Origin of the sequence: Vibrio kyushuensis (assembly GCF_050337325.1) — a bacterium.
In the GTDB taxonomy this organism is placed as follows: Bacteria; Pseudomonadota; Gammaproteobacteria; order Enterobacterales; family Vibrionaceae; genus Vibrio; species Vibrio kyushuensis.
In genome coordinates this window covers 85,738-111,235 of record NZ_JAKJSV010000012.1, presented here as the reverse complement: position 1 = coordinate 111,235, position 25,498 = coordinate 85,738, and the positions used below count along the sequence as shown (strand labels likewise).

Sequence of the window (25,498 nt, the reverse complement as noted above, 5' to 3'; positions counted from 1 at the left end):
AGGATTCGAGGTAACTATCATGGCTTATAGCGAAAAAGTAATAGATCACTACGAAAACCCACGTAACGTAGGTTCGTTTGATAAAGAAGACCCAAGTGTCGGTAGCGGCATGGTTGGCGCCCCCGCTTGTGGTGACGTAATGAAACTGCAAATTAAGGTAACACCAGACGGTATTATCGAAGATGCAAAATTCAAAACTTACGGTTGCGGTAGCGCAATCGCTTCTAGCTCACTGGTAACAGAATGGGTTAAAGGTAAGAGTATTGATGAAGCAGCAGCAATCAAAAACTCTGAAATTGCAGAAGAGTTAGAATTGCCACCAGTGAAAGTTCACTGTTCAATTCTAGCGGAAGATGCGATTAAAGCTGCTGTTGCAGATTACAAGAAAAAGCGTTAATTAACGGACGGGAGCATTATTGCTCCCTCCGAGTTCTACTTATTATAAAAACACAAGGTTGTAGTATGGCCATCACCATGACAGATACGGCAGCAGGCCGAGTTCAATCATTCTTAGATAACCGCGGTAAAGGTATCGGGTTGCGACTAGCAGTGAAAACGACAGGCTGTTCAGGTATGGCATATGTACTTGAGTTCGTAGATGCATTGAACGAAGAAGACCAAGTGTTTGAACACTCCGGTGTGAAGGTCATCATCGATCCAAAAAGTTTGGTTTATTTAGATGGAACCGAGTTGGATTATGTAAAAGAAGGCCTAAACGAAGGGTTTGAGTTTAACAACCCTAATGCCAAAGGTGAGTGTGGTTGTGGTGAAAGCTTCAACGTTTAATTCACTATAGTGTTTTATCGACCAAAGTATTTAGCAGACTTCAAGTTTAAAGCTTCTACTGCGTCTAATTAGATAAGATAGCTAGGAATGCAGTATTGTCCTAGCTAGCATCTTAGGATTGATGTTTCATGAATCATTTTGAATTATTTGGGCTACCTATTCAGTTTGCACTGGACGGTAGCCTTCTTTCTTCTCAGTTTAGAGAACTGCAAAAACGCTTCCACCCAGATAACTTTGCTGCTGCCTCTGAGCGTGATCGGTTAATGTCAGTGCAGAAAGCAGCACAGATTAATGATGCTTACCAAGCACTCAAACACCCGATCTCTCGAGCTGAATATCTACTCTCACTGAATGGTGTAGAGTTGCAATCAGAAACGCAAACTCTGCAGGACCCACTGTTTTTAATGGAACAGATGGAGTTAAGAGAGGAGCTAGAAGATATCGAATCAGCGACGGATGCAGAAGATAAACTGTTTGATTTTGAAAGTAGAATCAGCGCCATGTTTAAGAAACAGCAATCAGAGCTTGAAATAGAATTGAGAAACGCTGACTGGACTAGCGCCGCTGATTTAGTTAGAAAATTAAAATTTATTGCTAAGTTATTACAACAAATAGAACAGGTCGAAGATCGGTTGCTTAGCTAGTAAAAAGCAAGTTAGTAAAAATAAATCTAGTTGAAACAAAATTAATTATGGCGAAAGCTAGTTAAGATAATAGCGAATTTAGACAACGCTAATTAGGATAATTAAGGACGCTTAAATGGCACTACTTCAAATTGCCGAACCAGGACAAAGCTCTGCACCTCACCAACATAAATTGGCAGCAGGGATTGATTTAGGTACAACCAATTCACTTGTTGCTTCTGTTCGAAGTGGCGAAGCGACTCCTCTTAAAGACGATCAATCACGTACGATTCTCCCTTCTGTCGTAAATTATTCTGGTGATACTTTAACTGTCGGTCAGAGTGCTCACGATCAAGCTGAGTCAGATCCTCTTAACACGATTATTTCGATCAAGCGTTTAATCGGCCGTTCATTGCAAGATATTCAAAGTCGTTACCCAACACTACCGTATCAATTTGAAGAGAGTGATAACGGGTTGCCTGTGTTACAAACAGCGCAAGGTTCAAAGAACCCGATTCAAGTTTCAGCCGACATATTGAGAGTGTTAGGGCAACGTGCTGAAAAAACACTAGGTGGAGAATTAGCTGGTGTGGTGATTACCGTTCCTGCGTATTTTGATGATGCTCAGAGAGCTGGAACCAAAGATGCAGCTAATTTAGCCGGTTTACATGTACTACGTCTTCTAAATGAACCTACTGCAGCGGCGCTCGCGTATGGTTTAGACTCTGGAAAAGAGGGCATTATTGCTGTCTATGACTTAGGTGGCGGTACGTTTGATATCTCCATTTTACGCTTATCAAAAGGTGTGTTTGAAGTATTGGCAACCGGTGGAGATTCTGCGCTAGGTGGCGACGATTTTGATCACTTGATTGCTGAACATCTGTTGTCACAAATCAATATAAATACAGAGCTAACCGCAGAGCAACGTCGACAGTTACTTAATGCTGCGACGCAAGCAAAAATTGAACTGTCAGCACATGAGAGCTGTGATGTTTCAGTACTCGGTTGGCAAGGGACATTAACTCGCACTGAGTTTAATGATCTCGTGACACCTTTAATTAAAAGAACATTACTCTCTTGTCGCAGAGCATTAAAAGATGCCTCTGTGGAGAAGGATGAAGTTATGGAAGTCGTCATGGTTGGCGGCTCTACACGGACTCCACATGTTCGTGACCTAGTTGGTGGATTCTTTGACCGTAAACCGTTGACTGATATTAACCCTGATGAGGTTGTGGCCATAGGTGCTGCTATTCAAGCTGACGTACTTGCTGGGAATAAACCAGATTCAGAAATGTTACTGCTCGATGTTATTCCACTTTCATTGGGCATTGAAACAATGGGTGGATTGGTTGAAAAAATCATTCCACGCAATACCACAATCCCTGTCGCTAAAGCACAAGAGTTTACGACGTTTAAAGATGGTCAAACAGCCATGACCATCCATACCGTTCAAGGTGAGCGTGAAATGGTTGATGATTGTCGATCGCTAGCTCGCTTTGCACTGAAAGGAATCCCTCCAATGACAGCTGGAGCTGCACATATCCGTGTGACTTATCAAGTTGATGCTGATGGACTACTTTCAATTACAGCAATGGAAAAAAGCACAGGTGTGAAGTCTGACATACAAGTCAAACCATCCTATGGCTTGAGTGATAATGAAGTCGCTAGCATGCTGAAAGACTCAATGACTTATGCAAAAGAAGACATGGGCGCTCGAGCACTAGCAGAACAGCGTGTAGAAGCCGATCGAGTTATTGAAGGCCTTATCGCGGCTATGCAGGTTGATGGTGACGAGCTGTTATCTGAAGCTGAAGAACAAGCACTGATCAAAGCGATAGAATCTTTGATTGAGCTTCGTAATAGTGATGATCCAGATGCCATTGAGCATGGAATTAAACAGACTGATAAAGCGAGCCAAGATTTTGCTTCTCGTCGTATGGATAAGTCCATTCGTGCCGCGCTATCAGGCCAGTCAGTTGATGATATTTAAGAGATAAAATTTATGCCTAAAATTGTAGTGTTACCTCACGAAGACCTTTGCCCGGAAGGTGCTGTATTAGAAGCAGAGAAAGGACAAACTGTTCTCGATGTTGCCCTTAAAAATGGCATTGCTATCGAGCACGCTTGTGAAAAATCGTGTGCTTGTACAACTTGCCACGTCGTTATTCGCGAAGGCTTTGACTCACTTGAAGAGAGTGATGATCTTGAAGATGATATGTTAGATAAAGCTTGGGGCTTAGAGATGGAGTCTCGTTTAGGTTGCCAAGCGAAAGTAGCAGATGCAGATTTAGTGGTGGAAATTCCAAAGTACACCTTAAACCTTGCGTCAGAAGAGCACTAAACTTAACAAATAGGTTAACTACTAATTAAGGAATAATGATGAGCTTGAAATGGATTGACTCGCGTGACATTGCGATTGAGCTTTGTGATTTACACCCAGACACAGACCCTCAAACGGTTCGCTTTACAGACCTTCACCAGTGGGTGCTGGATCTTGAAGATTTTGAAGATGATCCCAAGCACTCCAACGAGAAGATCTTGGAAGCTATAATGTTGTGTTGGATGGATGAAATCGACTAGTTACCGGAAAAAGAACGAATAACTATTAAAACGGACCTTATGGTCCGTTTTTTTTATCAAATTGACACTTTCATCCTACATAATGCTAACATTCTTGCGTTATTAAAAATGGTATTAAAACCTTACACAGACAAGGAGAAACCATGTCAACACAGATGTTCCTATTTATCAGTCGTGAGCCTGCTCAGCCACAGTGGGGCGACAAAGCCATTTTGTCATTTTCAGACAATGGTGCAACAGTCCATATTGGCGAAGGCCATGACCTTGGTGCGGTCCAACGTGCAGCTCGTAAACTAGACGCTCAAGGTGTTAAGTCAGTTTCCTTGCAAGGCGAAGGCTGGGATCTAGAAAGTATCTGGGCTTTTCAACAAGGCTACAGAAGTCCTAAAAAAACCAATAATCTCGAGTGGGAACCATTAGATTCTGAGTCACAAGTTGAGTTAGAAGCTCGCATTAAGACAACCGATTGGACTCGCGACATCATTAATAAGACGGCTGAAGAAGTCGCGCCTAGACAGCTAGCAACAATGGCCGCTGAATTTATTAAGTCAGTAGCTCCTAAAGGTACTGTCAGCGTTAAGATTGTTAAAGATCGTGATCTATTGGCTGAAGGCTGGCAGGGGATATTTGCCGTTGGCCGTGGTTCAGAGAGAACGTCAGCGATGCTTCAACTCGACTATAACCCAACAGGCGATGAGAATGCGCCTGTGTTTGCCTGTCTCGTTGGTAAGGGAATTACATTTGACTCAGGTGGTTACAGCATTAAACCTGGTCAGTTTATGACAGCTATGAAGGCTGATATGGGCGGCGCTGGAACGATCACCGGTGGACTCGCATTAGCTATTACACGTGGTCTTAATAAGCGCGTGAAGCTAATTTTATGTTGTGCTGAGAACATGATTTCTGGTCGAGCATTAAAGCTAGGCGATATCATCACGTACAAAAATGGTAAGACTGTTGAGATAATGAACACGGATGCAGAAGGCCGCTTGGTTCTAGCTGACGGGCTTATGTATGCAAGTGAACATAATCCTGAGCTTATCATTGACTGTGCGACCCTGACCGGCGCGGCTAAAAATGCACTGGGTAATGATTATCATGCATTGCTAAGTTTTGATGATGAATTATCACAAAAAGCATTGAGTGCCGCAGGTCATGAAAAAGAAGGTTTATGGCCACTTCCATTAGCTGACTTTCACCGTGGAATGCTACCATCAAACTTTGCTGATTTGTCCAATATCAGTAGTGGTGATTACACTCCAGGTGCAAGCACCGCAGCAGCGTTTCTTTCTTACTTTGTTGATGATTATAAGAAAGGCTGGGTTCATATGGACTGTGCAGGTACTTACCGTAAGTCTTCAAATGACAAATGGGCTGCAGGCGCAACAGGAATGGGCGTTCGCACTCTAGCTCGCTTCCTAACAGAACAAGCTAAATAGCATTTAATAATCAGATACATCTAATTATAAAAGCCGCTAAAAATCATAGCGGCTGATAACAACAATAATTGAAGCAAAAAGGATATTTTATGGCTCTTGAAAGAACTTTTTCTATCGTTAAACCAGATGCAGTAAAGCGTAACTTGATTGGTGAGATCTATCACCGAATCGAGAAAGCAGGCCTACAGGTTATTGCTGCAAAAATGGTTCAACTTACTGATGAGCAAGCTGGTGGGTTTTACGCAGAGCATGAAGGTAAAGAGTTTTACCCTGCGCTTAAAGAGTTCATGACATCGGGGCCAATTATGGTTCAGGTTCTTGAAGGGGAAAATGCTATTGGTCGTTACCGTGAGTTAATGGGAAAAACCAACCCAGAAGAAGCGGCGTGTGGCACACTTCGCGCTGATTACGCTATCAGTATGCGTTATAACTCTGTACACGGTTCAGATAGCCCTGAATCTGCTGCTAGAGAGATTGAATATTTCTTCCCGAGTTCAGAAATCTGCCCGCGTTCGAACTAAATATTCGCAAGTAAAAAACGTATATTTCAAACCTCAGCCTACTTGCTGAGGTTTTTTATGCCTGTATTAGTATGAAAGGTTAATAAATAACCACTGGTAAATAATAGAGTTAACGATTTCCAACTAGACTTAACTTGTTGGCAACACGTAAAGGCTGTACAATTCGCGCCCTTAAATCTTGTTTCTGTTATTGAGAGGCTACATGACCACTGAAAAAATCAATCTACTCGATTTTGATCGTAAAGGTATGCGTAAATTTTTTGCTGAAGAGTTGGGTGAAAAAGCATTCCGCGCTGATCAGTTGATGAAGTGGATTTATCACTTTGGTTGTGATGACTTCGACAAGATGAATAACATCAATAAAAAGCTTCGCGAAAAACTAAAGCACCGTTGTGAAATCAAAGCACCTTATGTGTCTGAAGCACTTCATTCAAAAGACGGCACCATTAAATGGGCGATGCGCGTTGGTGATCAAGACGTTGAAACAGTTTATATTCCAGAAGAAGACCGTGCGACTTTGTGTGTCTCTTCTCAAGTAGGCTGTGCATTAGAATGTAAGTTCTGCTCAACTGGGGCGCAAGGCTTTAACCGTAACCTTAAAGTATCAGAGATTATTGGTCAGGTTTGGCGTGCAGCGAGAGAGATCGGTCTAGAAAAAGAGACAGGTCGTCGCCCTATTACCAACATCGTAATGATGGGCATGGGCGAGCCACTTCTCAACATGAAAAATTTAATCCCTTCATTAGAGATCATGCTAGATGATTTTGGCTTTGGTTTGTCAAAACGACGCGTAACAGTGTCGACCTCAGGAGTTGTATCAGGCCTTGATCAAATGACCGGAACGATTGACGTTGCTCTAGCAATTTCTCTACATGCGCCAAATGATAAGCTTCGTAGTGAAATTATGCCGATTAATGATCGCTGGGATATTCAAGACTTCTTAGCTTCAGTTCGCCGATACATCGCATCGTCTAATGCAAACCGCGGTAGAGTGACGGTTGAATACGTACTGCTTGATCATGTGAATGATGGAATGGAGCACGCACGTGAATTAGGCGAGTTGATGAAAGACACGCCTTGTAAATTTAATCTAATTCCGTTTAACCCGTATCCGGGATCTCCGTACAAAAAACCGAGCAACTCTCGTATTGATCGTTTTATGAAGACGCTTATGGAATATGATTTTACGGTCACGACGAGGAAGACTCGTGGTGATGATATCGATGCAGCATGTGGACAATTAGCTGGCGATATTATTGATAGAACCAAGCGGACAAAAATGAATGCGGCGGTCGGTCAGCAAATACCAACCAAATCGCTTTAATTCGAAAGATGAAAACAAAGCCAGAGCATGCTCTGGCTTTGTTGTTTTTACATTTTGAAATTAAATTATTGCGATTCTATGTAAAATTTATGAAAAACCTTGACCTGCTTGTGATTTTCGATTGATGGGCATGTTGTTAATCGGTCAATATCTATTAGAATTGCTTATTAGCCTGGTGTTTCAGTTTTGATTCAGGTTTTCGAAGGATTTTTAAGGTTATTACCTTGAATTTTGCTGTATTAAGTGAGGTTAATCCCTTAACAACTATCTGTTTTTGTACATTGAAGTGACTACCAACTATAACTAATAAAAGTTATCGCTTTACAAGAACACCTAAACGAGAAGTACATTACTAATGAGTACTGAACAAGATATTGTAATTGAAGCGCCACAAGTGGCAGAAAAAAAGAAAGAAGCGGGAACGATTCTTAAAGAGCGACGCATTGAGTTAGGATTAAGCCAGAAACAAATCGCTGATCGTTTACGTTTGCGTTTATCTCTTATTGAAGGAATAGAAGACAATAACTTTGAGTCAGGGCAGGTCGCGACGTTTATTCGTGGTTATTTGCGCTCTTATGCAAAAGCGGTAAACATAGATGAATCGATCGTTTTAAGTGCACTGGCTGATTGTGGGGATGCCCAGCATCAAGAGCAAGAGATGATGAGCTTTTCACGCAAAACCAAACGTGAGCGCCATGATAGCCGTATCATGATGCTTACTTGGGGAATTCTAGCGATCATTATCGCAATCTCATCAATTTGGTGGTGGCAAAACCAACTCCAAGACACACTGATCATATCAAGTAGCGATGAAATTGAAGCCATTCAAACGGAATCAAATCAATCGACCCAAATAGAAACGTTAGATCCAGTTGTAGAAAGTGAGCTGTCTAGCGAGCTTCCTGAGCCAATATACCAACAAGAAAATTTAGACGAAAGTACACCTGCTGAAGTTGTTGATACTCAAACTGTTGCGCCACCTACGAGTGATGCAAGCGTTGAAGCGATTGAAGTAGCTAAGCCTGCTGAAAAAGTAGAGCCAGTTGTTATTGCTGAACCTGTTGCTAAAGAAAATGAACCTACACACTCTTCTGCAACGCTACGTCCGCTAACTATGACCTTCAAAGCTGACTGTTGGATCCAAGTGAAAGATGCCTCTGGTAAGGTACTTTCTACAGGGATTAAGAAGGCAGGTCAGAACATCAATTTAGATGCAGAATCTCCGCTAAATATTATTCTAGGTGCACCAGAAAGTGTTTCAATGACATTTGCGAGTGAACCTGTCGACCTTTCTGGGTATACTTCAGGTAAAGTAGCTCGATTCACCTTACCTTAGAACCTAATTATGCAATACGAATCCCCTATTAAACGTCGCCCATCGACACGTATATACGTGGGTGACGTGCCTATTGGTGATGGTGCCCCGATTGCGGTGCAGTCCATGACTAATACACGCACGACCGATGTAGCCGCTACTGTGGCTCAAATTCGATCACTTGAAAAAGTGGGCGCTGATATTGTTCGCGTTTCCGTGCCAACAATGGATGCAGCAGAAGCCTTTAAGCTGATTAAACAGCAAGTTTCTGTTCCGTTGGTGGCCGATATTCACTTTGATTATCGCATTGCACTTAAAGTTGCTGAGTATGGCGTGGATTGTTTGCGCATTAACCCCGGTAATATCGGCAGTGAGGCACGTGTTCGCTCTGTTGTTGATTGCGCACGCGACAAAAATATTCCTATTAGAATCGGTGTTAATGGCGGTTCATTAGAAAAAGATATCCAAGTTAAATATCGAGAGCCGACACCTGAAGCGTTAGTTGAATCTGCAATGAGACATGTTGATATTCTTGACCGTCTTAATTTTGATCAATTTAAAATTAGCGTCAAAGCGTCTGATGTTTTCTTAGCGGTCGACTCATATCGCTTATTGGCGAAGAAAATCGATCAGCCTCTGCACCTAGGGATTACGGAAGCGGGTGGCATGCGTGCTGGCTCGGTAAAATCATCCGTTGGCTTAGGGATGTTACTCGCAGAAGGTATCGGTGATACATTGCGAATCTCTTTAGCGGCTGATCCAGTTGAAGAGATCAAAGTTGGTTTTGATATTCTAAAATCACTTAGGATTCGCTCTCGAGGTATTAACTTTATTGCTTGTCCTAGCTGCTCACGCCAAGAGTTTGATGTGATCAATACAGTGAACGCATTAGAAGAGCGCCTTGAAGACATTATTACTCCGTTGGATGTATCCATCATAGGCTGTGTTGTAAACGGACCAGGCGAAGCTGAAGTCTCTCATTTAGGCTTAGCGGGAAGTAATAAAAAAAGCGCATTTTATGAAGACGGTAAACGTCAAAAAGAGCGATTTGATAACGATGATCTTGTTGCAAAATTAGAAGCAAAAATTCGAGCTAAAGCATCTATGGTTGACGAAAGTAACCGTATTGCTGTTCAACAAATTGAAAGCGCTCAATTAGACAATGATCAAATCGACAATAACTAATTTACGGTAAATATTGTGGCAAAACATATTCAAGCAATCAGAGGCATGAACGATTGTCTCCCAACTCAATCTCCGCTTTGGCATAAAGTTGAAGGCGCGGTTAAAAGTGTAGTTAGCGCTTATGGTTACAACGAAGTTCGTATGCCAATTGTTGAGTCAACTCATTTGTTTAGCCGTGCAATCGGTGAAGTAACCGATGTGGTTGAAAAAGAGATGTACACGTTCGAAGACCGTAACGGGGACAGTTTAACATTGCGCCCAGAAGGGACTGCTGGTTGTGTTCGTGCTGGGATCGAAAATGGTCTTTTGTACAACCAAGAACAACGCTTATGGTACATGGGACCAATGTTCCGCCATGAGCGTCCACAGAAAGGTCGTTACCGTCAGTTTCACCAGTGTGGTGTTGAAGTCTTTGGCTTAAACGGCCCAGACGTTGATGCTGAACTAATTATGATGACAGCGCGTCTTTGGCGTGAACTCGGTATTAATGAACATGTTCGTTTAGAGCTTAACTCTATTGGCTCGTTAGAGGCTCGTGCAAACTATCGTACTGCGCTAATTGCTTACCTTGAGCAATACCAAGACGTGCTAGACGAAGATTGTAAGCGACGCTTGCATACTAACCCTCTAAGAGTGCTAGACACTAAAAATCCAGACGTTCAAGCGATCCTAGGTGACGCACCGAGCTTATCTGAGTATTTAGATGATGAGTCAAAGCAACATTTTGCAGGTTTGTGTGAACTTCTTGACGCTGCAGGTATCGAATACACCGTTAATGAGCGTCTGGTTCGTGGCCTAGATTATTATAATCGTACCGTTTTTGAGTGGATCACCGATAGCTTAGGTGCTCAAGGCACTGTATGTGGTGGCGGTCGCTACGATGGTTTAGTTGAGCAACTAGGCGGTAAAGCAACTCCTGCGGTTGGTTTTGCTATGGGCTTAGAGCGTCTCGTTCTGATGATGGAAACTTTAGAGCTGACTCAAGTTCGTCGTAGTGTTGATGTTTACATGGTGACAGCTGGCGAAGGAACAACGATGGCAGGGATGAAGCTTGCTGAACAACTTCGTGAGCAAGTACCAGGTCTTCGTGTTATGAGCCACTTCGGTGGTGGTAACTTTAAGAAGCAATTTAAACGTGCTGATAAAGTAGGTGCGGCAGTAGCGTTAGTACTTGGAGAAAACGAGGTGACTAATAATACCGTTGTCTTTAAAGACCTATCTGCTGGTACGCAAGATACTTACTCACAAACGGATGTTGCAGCTAAGTTAGCTGAACTTATTTAATTAACCGTTAAATTAATAACTAATTAATATTAAGTGGTGTCGGTATGACATCACTTATCGAATAACAGAGGACAGCAAGTGGAAGTCTACGATTCTGAAGAACAACAAGTTGAAGCGATTAAAGATTGGTGGAAAGAGAATGGCAAAGCCGTCATTCTTGGTGCAGTCGTTGGTCTTGGTGGTTTATTTGGTTGGCGTTATTATCAAGATGCAGCTCTAGAAGCAAAAGAACAAGCATCTGAATCTTACACCCAAGTGATGACTGCGTTACTGAGTAACCAAGCAGGTAGCGATGAGCAAGTTCAAAGCTTTATCGATGCCAACGCTAAATCAGAATATTCAGTTCTTGCCGCGCTTCAGTTAGCAAAAGTTCAAGTTGAAGCGAATCAACTTGATGAAGCGCTTGCTCAACTAGAGTGGGCTAAAGCGAACAGTAAAGATGAAGCGCTTAAAGCGGTTATTATCTACCGTGTAGCTCGTATTCAAGCAGAGCAAGAAAACTATGCAGGTGCGCTAGCTGAACTGAGTAATATTACCGATGCAAATTGGTCTGGTCGTATTGCTGAACTACGTGGTGATATCGAGCTAAGACAGGGTAATGAAGATGCAGCGTATGCCGCATATTCAGAAGCTCAGCAATCAGCGGACGCAAGCCAAACTCTACAACTTAAGCTTGATGATTTAGCCAAGTAAGGGCTTTTGTTGATGAATAAACTACTGAGCAGGCTTTTGATGTCAGCCATCGCTGTAGGTACGCTTATAGGGTGTGCAAGCGAAGAAGATACAATCATTATGGCACCAGTGCCTATGGTGACAAGTGAGTTTACACCAGAGCAGCAATGGCGCGCTTCGGCAGGTGGTGGTGTTGGCCATTACTTTTCTAAGCTAACGCCTGAATACGCATATGGTCATGTCTTTGTTGCAAGTCGAGACGGTGTTGTTAAAGCCCTTGATCCTGAAAATGGAAAAACGCTATGGCAGACTGATTTAGAAGAAGATGTATCAGCCCGTTTATCCGGTGGTATCACTGCGGCGTATAGCCAAATTTATATTGGTAGTGAAAACGGCCAATTGATTGCACTGGATGCCAAAACCGGTGAATTAGCTTGGCGCGTTGATGTTGACGGTGAAGTACTGGCTGCCCCTGTTGCAGACAGCAATATGATCATCGTTAATACCAGCCGTGGCATGTTAATCGCTTTAGAGCAATCAACAGGCGTTCAAAAATGGGCAATCAGCACTGATGTACCTAATCTGACCTTACGCGGTGACAGTGCACCTGTTACTGTTTCTGGTGGTGTATTTTGGGGTACAGCTAACGGTCGACTAGCCGCTGCAATTGTGGAACGTGGTCAACTTATTTGGCAACAGCCAATTGGTATGCCGCAAGGTTCAACTGAGATTGACCGTTTGGTTGATGTCGATGCCTCACCAGTTGTTATCGGTAGCACCTTATACATTGTTGGATTTAATGGTCAATTAACGAGTATTGATCTTCAATCTGGCAGACCAATGTGGAAGCGTTCATACTCTTCAGCAACGGATCTAGCAACAGATGGTAGCCGTATATATCTAGTGACGGATCAAGATCATCTTATTGCTGTTGATGCACGAAGTGGCACTGAGATCTGGAGTAATAAAGATCTAGAATATCGCCAATTAACAGCGCCAGTGATTATTGATAATCGAGTGGTTGTTGGTGATAGTGAAGGTTACTTACACTGGTTAGATCGCAGCAGTGGCGAATTTGTCGCACAACAACTGGTTGATGACAGTGGTTTTGCCGTTGGCCCAACTGCAATTCCTGATGGTTACGTCATCGTAACCCGCAATGGCGATGTAAAGAAACTGACGATCAATAAGTAATATCGTGATATAATTCACATTCGGCTCCTTGCTGTTATCAGCTAGGGGCCGTTTTATTGAGAAAAATCAAATCATGTGGTTATAGGTAACTGCATTGCGCTGTTTTCTAAGAGTCTGTTTATTCGAACCAATTTATATGGGAAGGATAATATGGGGTTTTAGACCTATGGCAATCCGTTACCTATAACTACATATAGAACATATTGTAGAGGTTTATTATGGTACCTGTTGTTGCTCTTGTCGGGCGTCCAAATGTAGGAAAATCTACATTGTTTAACCGACTGACACGTACTCGTGACGCATTGGTTGCTGACTTTCCTGGTTTAACTCGTGACCGTAAATATGGTCATGCTAAATCAGAAGAACATGAATTCATTGTGATTGATACGGGTGGTATTGATGGCACTGAAGAAGGTGTTGAAACAAAAATGGCGGCTCAGTCGCTAGCAGCGATTGATGAAGCCGATGTCGTTTTGTTCATGGTTGATGGCCGTGCTGGTCTTACGCCTTCAGATGAAGCGATTGCAAAACACTTACGCTTAATTGAAAAACCTTCAATGCTTGTGGTTAACAAAATTGATGGAATTGATGGCGATGCTGCTTGTGCTGACTTCTGGAAACTAGGTGTTGATGATATGTACCAGATCGCAGCTGCTCATGGCCGCGGTGTAACAGCACTTATTGAACTTGCTCTAAATCCATTTGCAGAAGCATTAAAAATTGAAAATGGCGAAATTACCGATTTAACGGATTTCGAAGATGATGATGAAGAGCAAGTAGAGTTTACTGAAGAAGAAGCTGAAGAAGAGTTCAAGCGCCTTCAGGATCAGCCGATTAAACTTGCTATCATTGGTCGTCCGAACGTTGGTAAATCAACGCTAACTAACCGAATTTTGGGTGAAGAGCGTGTGGTTGTTTATGATATGCCAGGAACAACTCGTGACTCTATCTACATTCCGATGCAGCGCGATGAGCGTGAATATGTATTAATTGATACCGCAGGTGTTCGTCGTCGTAAGGCTATTAACGAAACCGTTGAAAAATTCTCGGTAGTTAAAACGCTAAAAGCAGTTGAAGATGCGAACGTTGTATTACTTCTTATCGATGCTCGTGAGAATATCTCAGAGCAAGACTTAAGCTTACTTGGATTTGCATTGAACGCTGGACGTTCGATTGTAATCGCAGTAAACAAGTGGGATGGTCTTGATAGTGATGTAAAAGAGCACGTGAAAAAAGAACTGGACCGTCGTCTAGGCTTTGTTGATTTTGCTCGTATTCACTTTATCTCTGCACTACACGGTACAGGTGTTGGTCACTTGTTCGAATCGGTTCAGGAAGCGTATAAGTCAGCAACAACACGTGTAGGTACTTCAGTACTGACTCGTATCATGAAGATGGCATCTGATGATCACCAACCACCAATGGTTCGTGGACGCCGCGTTAAGATGAAATATGCGCACGCTGGTGGTTATAACCCACCAATCGTTGTTATCCACGGTAACCAAGTAAAAGAGCTACCGGCATCTTACAAACGCTACCTAATGAACTACTATCGTAAATCATTAGAGATCATGGGTACGCCAATTCGTATTCAGTTCCAAAGCAGTGAGAACCCATTTGAGGGTAAGACTAATAAAGTAACTATCTCTCAGGAGCGTAAACGCAAGCGCCTGATGACGATGGTGAAAGGTCGCAACAAAAAATAGTTCAGTGCCCAAGCTTATTGCTTGGGCTTTTTTTTGCCCTCCATACACAAGCCTATATTAACAACTAAACAGTAGACTCCTATGACTGTAACTCCAACCATTACTCAATTTTGCCACCAAACGTGGCAGTTAGACTCGTTCATTCAATTAATCTCTAAACAAGATGGCAACACGTATGTTGTGACGGAGAGAACGCCTTTCCATCCTGTAAGCCACATATGGCCCGATCACCCTGCGGACCAAGGTCATCTTGAAATCGCGGGAAAATCGATTTCTGTAGACAATTGTCTTGTTGGTGCAGTCGAAGTTGCAACGCAGCAACTATTCATTGGCGATGCCATTCCTGTTAAGCGCGATGCCGAAGGGTGGGTATTTGTCGTTGTTCACTGTTTTCAGAGTGACGTCGATGAATTAAAAGTCAATGAATCCATCACTTGGGTCGTTGATAAAGCGTATCAGCAAAGCCTAAGTCGAGGTCACAGTGCGGGCCACTTAGCTTACCTTGCGCTGAACAAAGTACTCGCGGAAGGTTACTGGCGCAAAGATGCAGACAGAAAAGACCCGCACGGGCACCATGACTTTAATAGCTACGCACAAGTCACCAGTTTTGTAACCGAAGACCGATGTGTAGATGTGTACCGTTTAGGTAAAACACTACGTAAGCGAGGTTTAAACAGCGCACAAATGCTGGAAGAGTTAACGTCTATAGAGAGTCGCGTAAATGATCAATTGGTTAGTTGGTTAGAGACCAAAGCTGATGTTCTTATGACGTGCGATGGTGACTCTTTAACAAGCTCACGATACTGGTCATGTGATTTGGCTGAAGGCAGTGTGGCGACCATACCTTGTGGCGGAACACACGTTAATTCTTTGGTGGAGTTTGAGAGTATTCAGGTATCGCTAATTCAGCTTGATGAGCAGAATATTGAAATGCAAACTGCTGTAAATGAAGTAAATTAGATTTACGATACTTTTATGAAAAACTAATTGGTCTCGTTTTTTATATATCAATCGATATAAAATATCGGTTAAAATTGAAATGCAGCACATGTAACTTATGCTTTCGGTGTGTGGTGATATAAATGTTCTTTTTATGGGAGATCGCTGATCAAGTTGGATAAAGCGTAAGATCATTAAAGGATCTTTTGTTGAAATGATCAATGATCGTTCGCTTGGGATTTATCAAATATCACAGATCAAGAAGAGTTTAATATAGCGAATCTAACGGTCAGTCTTAAACCGTTAGCATTGTTTAAATGAGAGAGAAACTTATGAGTAGTAACCATTGCCCAAAATGTGAAAATTCATTGGAGTGGGTAGGGCATTATTCTTGCTTTTCTTGCGAGGTTGATTACACCAAGAAAGCATTTTGTCCTGACTGCGATGCGGAATTAGAGAAACTTCAGGCGTGTGGTTCAGCGAGCTACTTTTGTAACTCGTGTAATGAGCTGAAGTCGAAGTCTCGAGTTAAGGTTGTCTTTGAAGAGATGAAAGCCTAGTTATCTTAACGATGACTTTAGCGTGCTTCTAGTTGACGGTTGAGCGAATGTCGCCTTCAGCTAAACGGGTGAGTAACTTATCGCCCGTTTTCACTTGCTCAGCACGAGTAATCACCGAGCCTTTACTATCTTGTGTAATTGAATAGCCACGTGAAAGCGTCGCCAGCGGGCTGACTGTATCAAGCTTTTCTGCCATCAAACTAAATCTATGACGAGTATTTAAAAGGTGCCTTTGCATCGCATCAACAAGCTTTTGCTCAGATTGAGCTAAGTGTGAGCTTTGCTGACTTAACTGAATTACGGGAGATTGCAGTTGCAGCTTATGTTCTAATCGACTGAGTTTGATTTTTTGGTTGTTCAGGTATTGTTTTGAAGCGTGATGTAACCGAGCTTCTAATTGATCTATTTGCTGACTTTGCTGCTGAAGTTGAACACTAGGATGCTGCTTATCTAGACGGTGGTTCAATTGAGCGATATCAGCTTGTTGCGCTGACATATAGTGGCGCATCGCGTTTAGCAAGTTTCTCTTCTTCGCCATTACAGCTTGTGCTTTATGGCTGTTATCTCGGCTAACGAGTTCTGCGGCGGCCGAAGGTGTTGGCGCACGCATATCTGCAACGAAATCAGCAATAGTGACATCGATTTCATGACCGACTGCACTAATGATCGGGATTTGACTGGCTGCGATCGTTCGAGCGACGATCTCATTATTAAAGCACCAAAGATCTTCCAGTGAACCGCCCCCTCGACCAACAATCAACACGTCGCACTCTTGACGGCTGTTTGCACGACCAATTGCTTGAGCTATCTGTATTGCGGCATCTTGCCCTTGCACGACTGTTGGGTAGACAACAACGGGCAAACTCGGATCACGTCTTTTCAACACATCTAGAATGTCAAAAAGAGCGGCACCTGTTTGAGAGGTAATAACGCCTACACACTTAGGGTGTTCAGGTAAAGTTGATTTACAGCTTTGAGAAAAAAGACCTTCTGCTGCAAGCTTCATCTTTAGTTCATCGAACTGTTGCTGCAGTTGTCCGTCACCTTCTGGCTGCATGCTATCAATAATAAGCTGATAATCACCTCTTGGCTCATAAAGAGAGAGGCGTGCTTTTACTAATACTTGCTGACCATTTTTGGGTTTAAACGTAACTCGGCGATTATTGCCTTTGAACATCGCACATTTAACTTGGGCGCGAGAATCTTTTAGCGTGAGGTACCAGTGGCCAGACACAGGAGATGAAAAGTTGGAGATCTCTCCCACGAGCCAAACAATACCCATTTGATTTTCAAGCAGTAATCGAACTTCAGAATTAAGGCGTGAGACAGTGAAGATATTTTGGTTGGTCAGAGAAGACACAGCTAAACTCGTAGACGTGAGCGTGGAAGATAGCGGCAATATACTACATAACAAGGGGGTAAATGCAAATTAAAATCAGATAAATGTGTAGCCAAGCGATTGCGCCGTGCGTATAATCCGTCTGCAATATCAAATCCAAATGACTTTATTATGCGAAACGATAGAGTCGGATTTACTCCTTTTAACTCCTTTGTTGTGAGATATTGCAAATGCTACGAATCGCAAAAGAAGCCTTAACTTTTGATGACGTTTTACTCGTCCCGGCACACTCTACTGTTCTTCCGAACACAGCTGATCTTCGCACTCAGCTTACTAAAAATATCGCGTTAAACATCCCAATGATTTCAGCATCCATGGATACTGTTACAGAAGCTCGTTTGGCAATCGCTCTTGCCCAAGAAGGTGGCATTGGTTTTATTCATAAGAATATGTCCATTGAGCAGCAAGCTGAGCAAGTTCGCTTAGTTAAGATATTTGAAGCGGGTGTGGTTTCTGCTCCAGTTACCGTTCGTCCAGATGCGACCATCCAAGATGTTGTTGCGCTGACGGAAAAACACGGTTTTGCAGGTTTCCCTGTTGTTACTGAAAGCAATGAATTAGTTGGTATTATTACTGGCCGTGATATTCGCTTCGTTACTGATCTTTCAAAGAAAGTTGATGTAGTAATGACACCAAAATCTCGCCTAGCATCAGTTAAGGAAGGCGCAACTCGTGAAGAAGTGCAAGAGAAAATGCACGAAGCACGCGTTGAAAAAGTACTGGTTGTGAATGATGAATTCCAACTAACCGGTATGATCACAGCAAAAGATTTCCATAAAGCAGAACGTAAACCTAACGCGTGTAAAGATGACAAAGGTCGTCTACGTGTTGGTGCTGCTGTTGGCGCAGGCGCAGGTAATGAAGAGCGCGTTGCTGCTCTTGTTGAAGCTGGCGTTGATGTTCTACTTATCGACTCTTCACACGGACACTCTGAAGGTGTTCTTAACCGTATTCGTGAAACACGTGCGGCATTCCCTGATTTAGATATCATTGGTGGCAACGTTGCTACCGGTGCTGGCGCTAAAGCGTTAATCGAAGCGGGTGTTAGTGCAGTTAAAGTTGGAATCGGCCCGGGTTCAATTTGTACAACTCGCATCGTTACTGGTGTTGGTGTACCACAAGTTACTGCTATTTCAGACGCAGCAGAAGCAGCCGCTGAGTACGGTATTCCAGTTATTGCTGATGGCGGTATTCGTTACTCTGGCGATATCTGTAAAGCGATCGTTGCTGGCGCATCATGTGTCATGGTGGGTTCTATGTTCGCAGGAACAGAAGAAGCACCGGGTGAAGTTATCCTTTATCAAGGTCGTTCATACAAATCTTACCGTGGTATGGGTTCGCTTGGCGCAATGTCTCAAGGTTCATCGGATCGTTACTTCCAATCTGATAACGCAGCTGACAAGCTTGTACCAGAAGGCATTGAAGGTCGTATCGCTTATAAAGGTCGCCTAAAAGAGATCGTTCACCAGCAAATGGGCGGGCTTCGTTCAAGCATGGGCCTAACTGGCTCACCAACGATTGAAGTAATGCGTAATAAAGCTGAATTTGTGATTATCTCAGGTGCGGGTATGAAAGAATCTCACGTACATGATGTTCAGATCACCAAAGAAGCACCTAACTACCGTCTAGGTTAATGCATAATGGTTGCGCTTATTTAATAAATAGGCGCGACGAAAACGATTGCTTTATCACTTGAAGACTTAATGAGAGGCGGGTACACTCGCCTCCGTTTCATTATTTAGCTAATAAGACTACCTCAAATGACTAAAAATATTCATGACCAACGTATTCTAATTCTGGACTTCGGTTCTCAATACACGCAGCTTGTTGCACGTCGTATTCGTGAGATCGGTGTCTACTGTGAGCTTTGGAGCTGGGACGTAGAAGAAGCTGACATTCGTGAATTTAACCCAGACGGTATTATCCTATCTGGCGGCCCTGAGAGTGTGACGGAAAATAACTCTCCACGTGCCCCTCAATATGTATTTGACTCTGGCGTGCCAGTATTTGGCGTATGTTACGGCATGCAGACCATGGCTGAGCAGCTAGGTGGTAAGGTTGCAGGCTCTGATGAGCGTGAGTTCGGCTACGCAGCCGTTCAAGTAACAGGTGAATCTGCTCTATTTAAAGATCTTGAAGAGACGCAAGATGTTTGGATGAGCCACGGCGACAAAGTTGTTGAGATCCCATCAGACTTCGTAAAAGTTGCGCAAACGGACACTTGTCCATACGCAGCAATGGCGAATGAAGAGAAAAAATACTACGGAGTACAATTTCACCCAGAAGTAACGCACACTAAAAACGGCTTGAAAATGCTGGAAAACTTCGTACTTGATGTATGTGGTTGTGAGCGTCTATGGACATCAGAATCAATCATTGAAGACGCAGTTGCTCGTATTAAAGAGCAAGTAGGTGATGACGAAGTGATTCTTGGTCTGTCTGGTGGTGTTGACTCTTCAGTGGTAGCGATGCTTGCTCACCGTGCAATTGGTGACAAACTAACGTGTGTGTTTGTTGATAACGGCTTACTTCGTTTAAATGAAGCAGAGCAGGTTATGGAAATGTTCGGCAACAAGTTTGGTCTTAAGATCATTCACGTTGAAGCTGAAGAGCGTTTCCTAAAAGCACTTGAAGGCGAATCAGATCCAGAAGCGAAGCGTAAGATCATTGGCCACGTATTTGTTGATATCTTTGACGAAGAGTCGAAGAAACTATCAAACGCGAAATGGTTAGCGCAAGGTACTATCTACCCTGATGTTATCGAATCAGCTGCGTCTAAAACAGGCAAAGCCCACGTTATCAAATCTCACCACAACGTTGGTGGTCTTCCTGATGACATGGAAATGGGTCTTGTTGAGCCGCTACGTGAGCTATTTAAAGATGAAGTTCGTAAGATTGGCCTAGAGCTTGGTCTTCCGTACAACATGCTTTACCGCCACCCATTCCCTGGGCCTGGTCTAGGTGTTCGTGTTCTTGGCGAAATCAAGAAAGAGTATTGTGATTTGCTACGTCGTGCTGATGCTATCTTCATTGAAGAACTTCACGCGGCTGATCTTTACAATAAAGTATCTCAAGCATTCACTGTATTCTTACCAGTACGCTCTGTTGGCGTAATGGGTGACGGTCGTAAATACGATTGGGTTGTTTCGCTACGTGCGGTAGAAACTATCGACTTTATGACTGCCCATTGGGCACATCTGCCATATGACTTCTTAGGTAAGGTTTCTAACCGTATCATCAATGAAGTTGGTGGAATTTCACGTGTTGTTTACGATATTTCAGGTAAGCCACCTGCGACTATCGAGTGGGAATAATCTTTAACTAGATTAATTCTGCAAATGAAAGCCTCGTAATTATTACGGGGCTTTTTTATTACCTGATGATATTCGATTCGCTTATAGCTGCTACGCGTCGGTTGTTTACCTAACACGTGTTTTTTGTAGCACACCGTTTACTCTTAATGTCTACCGAATGCCAAATGGTTTACATTCGAACAAAGTGACTCGCAAGTTTACCTTTCTGTAGCCTTTTCCACTGCACCTATCTCTATCAACGCTCTAATCTTTGGTGAATTTCCGGTGAAACAAGGACTTCACTAATGAAGAAGCGTAACCATCTAGCCTTATGGATAGGCTGCACACTCGCTGCTAATAGTATGGCAGCATTAACCATTCAACCTGACCCCGAAAATCCTACGGGGTATATTGTTTCGCGCGTTGACCTTGAAGCGAATGCCGCTGAGAAGGCCAGCGATCCTATGTATGCTATATGGTCTCAGGCGCTGCAAACGAGTAGTAATAGCGTTGTAGAACAAATTGAACCTAACCTTGCGTCAAACCCTTCGAACGTAAAGCGTGTTGAAAATGTCTTCCCACAATCTGAGTGGGATTTCTTAACGCACATGGCAGCTCCTGAATACACCTACACACGTTTCCTGCGTGCGGTCGGCAAGTTCCCTGCGTTTTGCGGAGAGTACACCGATGGAAGAGATTCTGATGCGATTTGTAAAAAATCGATTGTGACCGCGTTTGCTCATTTTTCTCAGGAAACTGGTGGGCACATTGCTAAAGATAATATCTCTGATAACCCATTAGCGTTAGAAGAGTGGCAACAAGCACTAGTACATGTGCGTGAAATGGGCTGGTCTGAAGGAGAAGAGGGCTATACAACCGGATGTGGACAAAACGATTGGCAGAATCAACGTTGGCCTTGTGCAGCCGGACAGGGCTATTTTGGTCGTGGTGCTAAGCAACTTTCGTATCACTTCAATTACGGTGCTTTTTCAGAAGTCATGTTTGATGGTGATGCGACGGTATTGCTCAACAATCCCGGTTTAGTGGCCGACTCTTGGCTCAACCTTGCATCGGCTATTTGGTTTTTCTTAACTCCACAAGCGCCTAAGCCGGCCATGCTGCACGTGATTGATAGAACGTGGTCACCGTCAGTACGTGAAACCGAAGCGGGAATTGGTTATGGGTTTGGTACGACAATCAACGTTATCAATGGCGGTATTGAGTGTGGTGAGCAAAACAAAGACAAAGGTCAGCCGGTTAACCGAATTCGCTATTGGGAAGGATTATCCAATCATTATCAGATCCCAGTTGAGGCAGATGAGCAGAACACCTGTTGGCAACAAACTCCCTACGGAAGTTTGAATCTTAATGGTGCAACCGATGTTCTCTACACTAACTGGGATGGCAACTGGAAGTATTACGCTGATCGCCCTGAAGGGTATTCATTTGAGTGTGAGTTAGTCGGCTTTCAAACGGCATACTCTGCACTGGTTCCCGGAGATTACGAAAAGTGTGTGACAAACTTTTATGGGTCACACGCGAGTTGGCCTGAGGTTCGTGTTGTAGCCCTGCTTGACCCTGTTGATCCAACCGAACCGCCCATTGGAGGCGTTGCTGCATGGGATGCAAATAAAGTCTACTTAGCGGGAGATAAAGCCAGCCTTAATGGGGTCACTTATCAAGCTAAATGGTGGACGCAGGGAGATGATCCAGCAACAGGAGGTGCATGGGAAGCGATTGCTGGAGAACCAACAACACCTCCAACCGAGCCGCCAGTAACAGAGCCCCCAGTTACCGAACCTGAGCCGCCAATTACAGAAGAGCCACCTGTCACTGAACCACCAGTGACTGAGCCAGACCCAAGTACATTTACACCTTGGCAACCAGGAAGTTCGCAAGTGAGTAATGGAGAAAAGGTGAGTTACTTAGGTAAATGCTTCATCGCTAAAAATGGCCCTGGAGTTTGGGAAAGCCCAACTCAAAGCAATTGGTTCTGGGATGAGATTGCCTGTCAGTAGAGTTGATGATTAAACGTTAACGCTTTGTAGGGAGGGGTTAGCGTCGCACATAAAACAAAAGCCGAAGCATAAGATTAATCTATTGTTTCGGCTTTTTTAATCTCGACTCTCTGCCTATTTTGCAAATCACCTCACTTCATTTGGAAGCTTTGTTTATTTTAGAGAATAAAGTACTGTACAAAGTGCGTTTGTGAATTTATATTCAAATTTAAATTATAAATATTCTATTATTTAGGGTTAAGGTGTACCTATGGAACAAGCGGATATCACGTCTCTCATCCCCATTTTGATTACTTTGGTTTTGTCGTTAGCAACAAGAAATGTCGTTATTGGTCTTTTTGCCGGTGTGCTTAGTGGCGTTGCAATGATCAACAACATGTTTACCGAACTCAACCCTTTAGATACTTTTGGCAGTATGGTCAAAGATTACTTAGTCCCTCAGCTTACCGATAGCTATAATGCAGGGGTGATCATGCTGTTGATTTTTATTGGCGGTTTCGTTGCTCTGATGGAGAAGTCTGGCGGTGGTGTTGCTTTCGCTAAAAGAATCATTCAGTGGGTGAGCAGTAAATGTCAGGCCCAAATTTCGGCTTGGTTTGGTGGGATCGTTATATTTTTCTCAGACTTAGGTACGCCATTAATCGTTGGTCCTGTTTTTCGCCCTCTTTTTGATAAGCTGAAATTGTCGAGACAGAAACTGGCTTTTATCATCGATTCAACGTCGTCGCCAGTGGCCATTCTTATCCCCTTTATCGGTTGGGGTGTTTACATTATGGGGTTAATTCAAAAGGAGTTCACCGCGTTAAATGTCACTATGTCTGATTGGGATGCTTTCATTGGTGCGATCCCTTTTCAATTCTATGCATTCTTGGCGATTTTCATTGTACCGTTAGTGTCTTTGAAGGGGCTAGATTTTGGGCCAATGGCTAAAGCTGAGCGTGATTGCCAAGCGGGCGTTATTTCAGGGGCTAACTCGGATACATTAAATCCATTCTCGCATAAAAATGCAAAAGCATCTTTTGTCTGGGCACCACTACTGGTGATGGTCGGCGTATTGTGTTCTATGTTGGTGCCTCAAGGGTTTCCTTTCCAACAGGTGGCTGGTTCATCATTCCGAGCAGCGCTATCGTCAGCTTACTTCTTTGCTGCTATTACATTAATTTCGTTGATGGCCTTTTATGGCGTAAGAAAGCTATCAGATGGCGTTTCCGTTTATCTTAAGGGTATGGGAGGCATGATGCCCGTGGCAATCATATTGGTTCTTGCATGGGCACTGAGCACAGTAGGTAAAGAGCTCGGTACGGCTGCTTATATTGCCGAACAAGCACAAGGTGGTTTCCCTAATTGGTTAGTACCGGCTGTCGCGTTCTTGCTTGCGGCTATTATTTCATTTGCTACCGGCTCGTCGTGGGGAACATTCGCGATTATGATGCCATTAGTGATTCCAACGGCGATCGCTATCGATGCGCCACTGCTTGTTTCTATTGGAGCGGTACTTTCTGGTGGGTTGTTTGGTGATCATTGCTCACCAATTTCTGAAACGACCATTCTCTCCTCTACTGGAGCGGGCTGTGATCAGTTTGAACACTTTAGAACTCAGTTGCCTTACGCACTAATGAATGGTGGCATTGCGTTAGTAGCGTTTGTAATTGCAGGTTTTACGGGCAGTGCGTTAACGCTTATTGGAGCGCTTGTGCTTCAAATCGTTGCGATTACCGTTCTGTCTAAACTCGATAAACCAGCCAGTGTAGAACAAGCTTCCTTACAACAAGAGAACGTTTAATCAACTCGTAATCATCATTGTTTCGTCAGTATCAATAGAAAGGAGCCTCATTGGCTCCTTTTTCTTCTCGTCGATATATCTCAGTATTCCTTAAGCGATCATTTCAACAACCTTAGTTTTCGCCAACTAATTACCCCATTTACATTTTATTACACTAAACTCCGCGTGTAATGTTTATAACTATTTTTTAAAGGCGAGTAAAATGTCAACGAAACTAGCAAACCCAGCGCCACTTGGCTTAATGGGTTTTGGTATGACGACCATACTGTTAAATATCCATAATGCGGGTTATTTCCCAATCGATTCGATGATCTTAGCAATGGGTATTTTTTACGGCGGTTTGAGTCAAGTTATCGTTGGTATTATGTGCTTTCAGCGTGGTGATACGTTTGGTACAACTGCATTTACATCATATGGCCTGTTCTGGTTAAGCTTAGTCGGCATCATCGTTATGCCATACATGGGTCTACCAGCAAGCCCTGCTCACTTTATGGGTTGGTACCTAGCATTGTGGGGAATCTTCACAGGCTTTATGTTCATCGGTTCTTTGTGCTACCCACGTGCAAAACAGGTCGTGTTTGGATCATTAACTATCCTGTTTGCTTTACTTGCGGCTCGTGACTTTACGGGAAGTGAATTGATTGGAACGATTGCCGGTTTTGAAGGGATCTTCTGTGGCGCAAGTGCGATTTACTTTGCGATGGCGCAAGTGATCAACAACGAATATGGTCGTACAGTTTTACCTATCGGTGAAAAGAAGGCACTTAAATCTGTTCCAGTAACAGAACAAGCAGTGTCACAAGATACAATGACGGCTAAGGTTGCTGCATAGTCAGCGTTATCGTTACGATTGAAATAAAAGAAAAGGGTTAGCTAA

At 43.3% G+C, this 25,498-nt stretch carries 23 protein-coding genes; 22 read left to right on the top strand and 1 reads right to left on the bottom strand.

The genetic code is table 11. From position 1 onward, the window contains the following. The first annotated feature begins 19 nt into the window (after window positions 1-19). From iscU to L4D20_RS21455, 17 genes are all read left to right on the top strand, one after another. Window positions 20-397 (top strand): Fe-S cluster assembly scaffold IscU, encoded by a 378-nt coding sequence (gene iscU / locus L4D20_RS21535; RefSeq protein ID WP_428803650.1) that lies wholly within the window; start codon window positions 20-22, stop codon window positions 395-397. Window positions 398-462: 65 nt separating this feature from the next. Continuing rightward, entirely contained in the window at window positions 463-786 is a 324-nt protein-coding gene (gene iscA, locus L4D20_RS21530; RefSeq protein WP_428803649.1) for an iron-sulfur cluster assembly protein IscA, read from the top strand. A 128-nt stretch (window positions 787-914) separates the two neighbouring features. Beyond that, window positions 915-1,430, top strand: coding sequence for a co-chaperone HscB (gene hscB / locus L4D20_RS21525; RefSeq protein WP_428803648.1), 516 nt, complete (start codon window positions 915-917; stop codon window positions 1,428-1,430). Window positions 1,431-1,545: 115 nt separating this feature from the next. Next, complete coding sequence (gene hscA / locus L4D20_RS21520; protein ID WP_428803647.1) at window positions 1,546-3,399, top strand: Fe-S protein assembly chaperone HscA; 1,854 nt, start codon at window positions 1,546-1,548, stop codon at window positions 3,397-3,399. Between the two features lie 12 nt (window positions 3,400-3,411). Beyond that, on the top strand, window positions 3,412-3,750 hold the full coding sequence (fdx, locus tag L4D20_RS21515) for an ISC system 2Fe-2S type ferredoxin (protein WP_428803646.1): 339 nt from the start codon (window positions 3,412-3,414) through the stop codon (window positions 3,748-3,750). Window positions 3,751-3,788: 38 nt separating this feature from the next. Next, window positions 3,789-3,989 carry a Fe-S cluster assembly protein IscX gene (iscX, locus tag L4D20_RS21510; RefSeq protein ID WP_428803645.1) on the top strand — a complete coding sequence of 67 codons (201 nt, stop codon included), beginning with the start codon at window positions 3,789-3,791 and terminating at the stop codon, window positions 3,987-3,989. A 143-nt stretch (window positions 3,990-4,132) separates the two neighbouring features. Next, a complete protein-coding gene (pepB, locus tag L4D20_RS21505) occupies window positions 4,133-5,428 on the top strand; it encodes an aminopeptidase PepB (RefSeq protein WP_428803644.1) in 1,296 nt (431 codons plus the stop codon). Window positions 5,429-5,517: 89 nt separating this feature from the next. Further along, window positions 5,518-5,949, top strand: coding sequence for a nucleoside-diphosphate kinase (ndk, locus tag L4D20_RS21500; protein ID WP_428803643.1), 432 nt, complete (start codon window positions 5,518-5,520; stop codon window positions 5,947-5,949). A 202-nt stretch (window positions 5,950-6,151) separates the two neighbouring features. Next, window positions 6,152-7,273 (top strand): dual-specificity RNA methyltransferase RlmN, encoded by a 1,122-nt coding sequence (gene rlmN, locus L4D20_RS21495; RefSeq protein ID WP_428803642.1) that lies wholly within the window; start codon window positions 6,152-6,154, stop codon window positions 7,271-7,273. A 355-nt stretch (window positions 7,274-7,628) separates the two neighbouring features. Then, on the top strand, window positions 7,629-8,609 hold the full coding sequence (rodZ, locus tag L4D20_RS21490; protein ID WP_428803641.1) for a cytoskeleton protein RodZ: 981 nt from the start codon (window positions 7,629-7,631) through the stop codon (window positions 8,607-8,609). Window positions 8,610-8,618: 9 nt separating this feature from the next. Continuing rightward, complete coding sequence (ispG, locus tag L4D20_RS21485) at window positions 8,619-9,773, top strand: flavodoxin-dependent (E)-4-hydroxy-3-methylbut-2-enyl-diphosphate synthase (protein ID WP_428803640.1); 1,155 nt, start codon at window positions 8,619-8,621, stop codon at window positions 9,771-9,773. A gap of 15 nt (window positions 9,774-9,788) precedes the next feature. Beyond that, a complete protein-coding gene (gene hisS / locus L4D20_RS21480; RefSeq protein ID WP_428803639.1) occupies window positions 9,789-11,057 on the top strand; it encodes a histidine--tRNA ligase in 1,269 nt (422 codons plus the stop codon). A 78-nt stretch (window positions 11,058-11,135) separates the two neighbouring features. After that, window positions 11,136-11,750 (top strand): YfgM family protein, encoded by a 615-nt coding sequence (locus L4D20_RS21475; RefSeq protein WP_428803638.1) that lies wholly within the window; start codon window positions 11,136-11,138, stop codon window positions 11,748-11,750. Window positions 11,751-11,762: 12 nt separating this feature from the next. Beyond that, a complete protein-coding gene (gene bamB, locus L4D20_RS21470) occupies window positions 11,763-12,923 on the top strand; it encodes an outer membrane protein assembly factor BamB (RefSeq protein WP_428803637.1) in 1,161 nt (386 codons plus the stop codon). Between the two features lie 218 nt (window positions 12,924-13,141). After that, window positions 13,142-14,629, top strand: coding sequence for a ribosome biogenesis GTPase Der (der, locus tag L4D20_RS21465; protein ID WP_428803636.1), 1,488 nt, complete (start codon window positions 13,142-13,144; stop codon window positions 14,627-14,629). Window positions 14,630-14,710: 81 nt separating this feature from the next. Next, window positions 14,711-15,589: an alanine--tRNA ligase gene (locus tag L4D20_RS21460; RefSeq protein ID WP_428803635.1), complete on the top strand. Its 879-nt coding sequence runs from the start codon at window positions 14,711-14,713 to the stop codon at window positions 15,587-15,589. Between the two features lie 311 nt (window positions 15,590-15,900). Then, the gene (locus L4D20_RS21455) at window positions 15,901-16,128 is read left to right on the top strand and encodes a zinc ribbon domain-containing protein (protein WP_428803634.1); all 228 of its coding nucleotides are present in this window, start codon (window positions 15,901-15,903) and stop codon (window positions 16,126-16,128) included. 28 nt (window positions 16,129-16,156) lie between these two features. Here L4D20_RS21455 and xseA read toward each other — a convergent pair whose 3' ends face one another. Continuing rightward, window positions 16,157-17,488 (bottom strand): exodeoxyribonuclease VII large subunit, encoded by a 1,332-nt coding sequence (gene xseA, locus L4D20_RS21450; protein ID WP_428803633.1) that lies wholly within the window; start codon window positions 17,486-17,488, stop codon window positions 16,157-16,159. Window positions 17,489-17,697: 209 nt separating this feature from the next. On the opposite strand from xseA, the gene guaB reads away from it, so the two are divergent. From guaB to L4D20_RS21425, 5 genes are all read left to right on the top strand, one after another. After that, on the top strand, window positions 17,698-19,161 hold the full coding sequence (gene guaB, locus L4D20_RS21445; protein ID WP_428803632.1) for an IMP dehydrogenase: 1,464 nt from the start codon (window positions 17,698-17,700) through the stop codon (window positions 19,159-19,161). 126 nt (window positions 19,162-19,287) lie between these two features. Then, window positions 19,288-20,841, top strand: a complete 1,554-nt coding sequence (guaA, locus tag L4D20_RS21440; RefSeq protein WP_428803631.1) for a glutamine-hydrolyzing GMP synthase — start codon at window positions 19,288-19,290, stop codon at window positions 20,839-20,841. A 284-nt stretch (window positions 20,842-21,125) separates the two neighbouring features. Further along, window positions 21,126-22,838 (top strand): chitinase, encoded by a 1,713-nt coding sequence (locus tag L4D20_RS21435; protein ID WP_428803630.1) that lies wholly within the window; start codon window positions 21,126-21,128, stop codon window positions 22,836-22,838. Window positions 22,839-23,088: 250 nt separating this feature from the next. Continuing rightward, on the top strand, window positions 23,089-24,621 hold the full coding sequence (locus tag L4D20_RS21430; protein WP_428803629.1) for a Na+/H+ antiporter NhaC family protein: 1,533 nt from the start codon (window positions 23,089-23,091) through the stop codon (window positions 24,619-24,621). Window positions 24,622-24,823: 202 nt separating this feature from the next. Beyond that, a complete protein-coding gene (locus tag L4D20_RS21425) occupies window positions 24,824-25,453 on the top strand; it encodes an acetate uptake transporter (RefSeq protein WP_428803628.1) in 630 nt (209 codons plus the stop codon). Window positions 25,454-25,498: the final 45 nt, after the last annotated feature.

Bases quoted from the DNA above. Each gene is read 5' to 3' on its own strand.
- iscU (WP_428803650.1), top strand. From the start codon at position 20: ATGGCTTATAGCGAAAAAGTAATAGATCACTACGAAAACCCACGTAAC.
- iscA (WP_428803649.1), top strand. From the start codon at position 463: ATGGCCATCACCATGACAGATACGGCAGCAGGCCGAGTTCAATCATTC.
- hscB (WP_428803648.1), top strand. From the start codon at position 915: ATGAATCATTTTGAATTATTTGGGCTACCTATTCAGTTTGCACTGGAC.
- hscA (WP_428803647.1), top strand. From the start codon at position 1,546: ATGGCACTACTTCAAATTGCCGAACCAGGACAAAGCTCTGCACCTCAC.
- fdx (WP_428803646.1), top strand. From the start codon at position 3,412: ATGCCTAAAATTGTAGTGTTACCTCACGAAGACCTTTGCCCGGAAGGT.
- iscX (WP_428803645.1), top strand. From the start codon at position 3,789: ATGAGCTTGAAATGGATTGACTCGCGTGACATTGCGATTGAGCTTTGT.
- pepB (WP_428803644.1), top strand. From the start codon at position 4,133: ATGTCAACACAGATGTTCCTATTTATCAGTCGTGAGCCTGCTCAGCCA.
- ndk (WP_428803643.1), top strand. From the start codon at position 5,518: ATGGCTCTTGAAAGAACTTTTTCTATCGTTAAACCAGATGCAGTAAAG.
- rlmN (WP_428803642.1), top strand. From the start codon at position 6,152: ATGACCACTGAAAAAATCAATCTACTCGATTTTGATCGTAAAGGTATG.
- rodZ (WP_428803641.1), top strand. From the start codon at position 7,629: ATGAGTACTGAACAAGATATTGTAATTGAAGCGCCACAAGTGGCAGAA.
- ispG (WP_428803640.1), top strand. From the start codon at position 8,619: ATGCAATACGAATCCCCTATTAAACGTCGCCCATCGACACGTATATAC.
- bamB (WP_428803637.1), top strand. From the start codon at position 11,763: ATGAATAAACTACTGAGCAGGCTTTTGATGTCAGCCATCGCTGTAGGT.
- der (WP_428803636.1), top strand. From the start codon at position 13,142: ATGGTACCTGTTGTTGCTCTTGTCGGGCGTCCAAATGTAGGAAAATCT.
- L4D20_RS21460 (WP_428803635.1), top strand. From the start codon at position 14,711: ATGACTGTAACTCCAACCATTACTCAATTTTGCCACCAAACGTGGCAG.
- L4D20_RS21455 (WP_428803634.1), top strand. From the start codon at position 15,901: ATGAGTAGTAACCATTGCCCAAAATGTGAAAATTCATTGGAGTGGGTA.
- guaB (WP_428803632.1), top strand. From the start codon at position 17,698: ATGCTACGAATCGCAAAAGAAGCCTTAACTTTTGATGACGTTTTACTC.
- guaA (WP_428803631.1), top strand. From the start codon at position 19,288: ATGACTAAAAATATTCATGACCAACGTATTCTAATTCTGGACTTCGGT.
- L4D20_RS21435 (WP_428803630.1), top strand. From the start codon at position 21,126: ATGAAGAAGCGTAACCATCTAGCCTTATGGATAGGCTGCACACTCGCT.
- L4D20_RS21430 (WP_428803629.1), top strand. From the start codon at position 23,089: ATGGAACAAGCGGATATCACGTCTCTCATCCCCATTTTGATTACTTTG.
- L4D20_RS21425 (WP_428803628.1), top strand. From the start codon at position 24,824: ATGTCAACGAAACTAGCAAACCCAGCGCCACTTGGCTTAATGGGTTTT.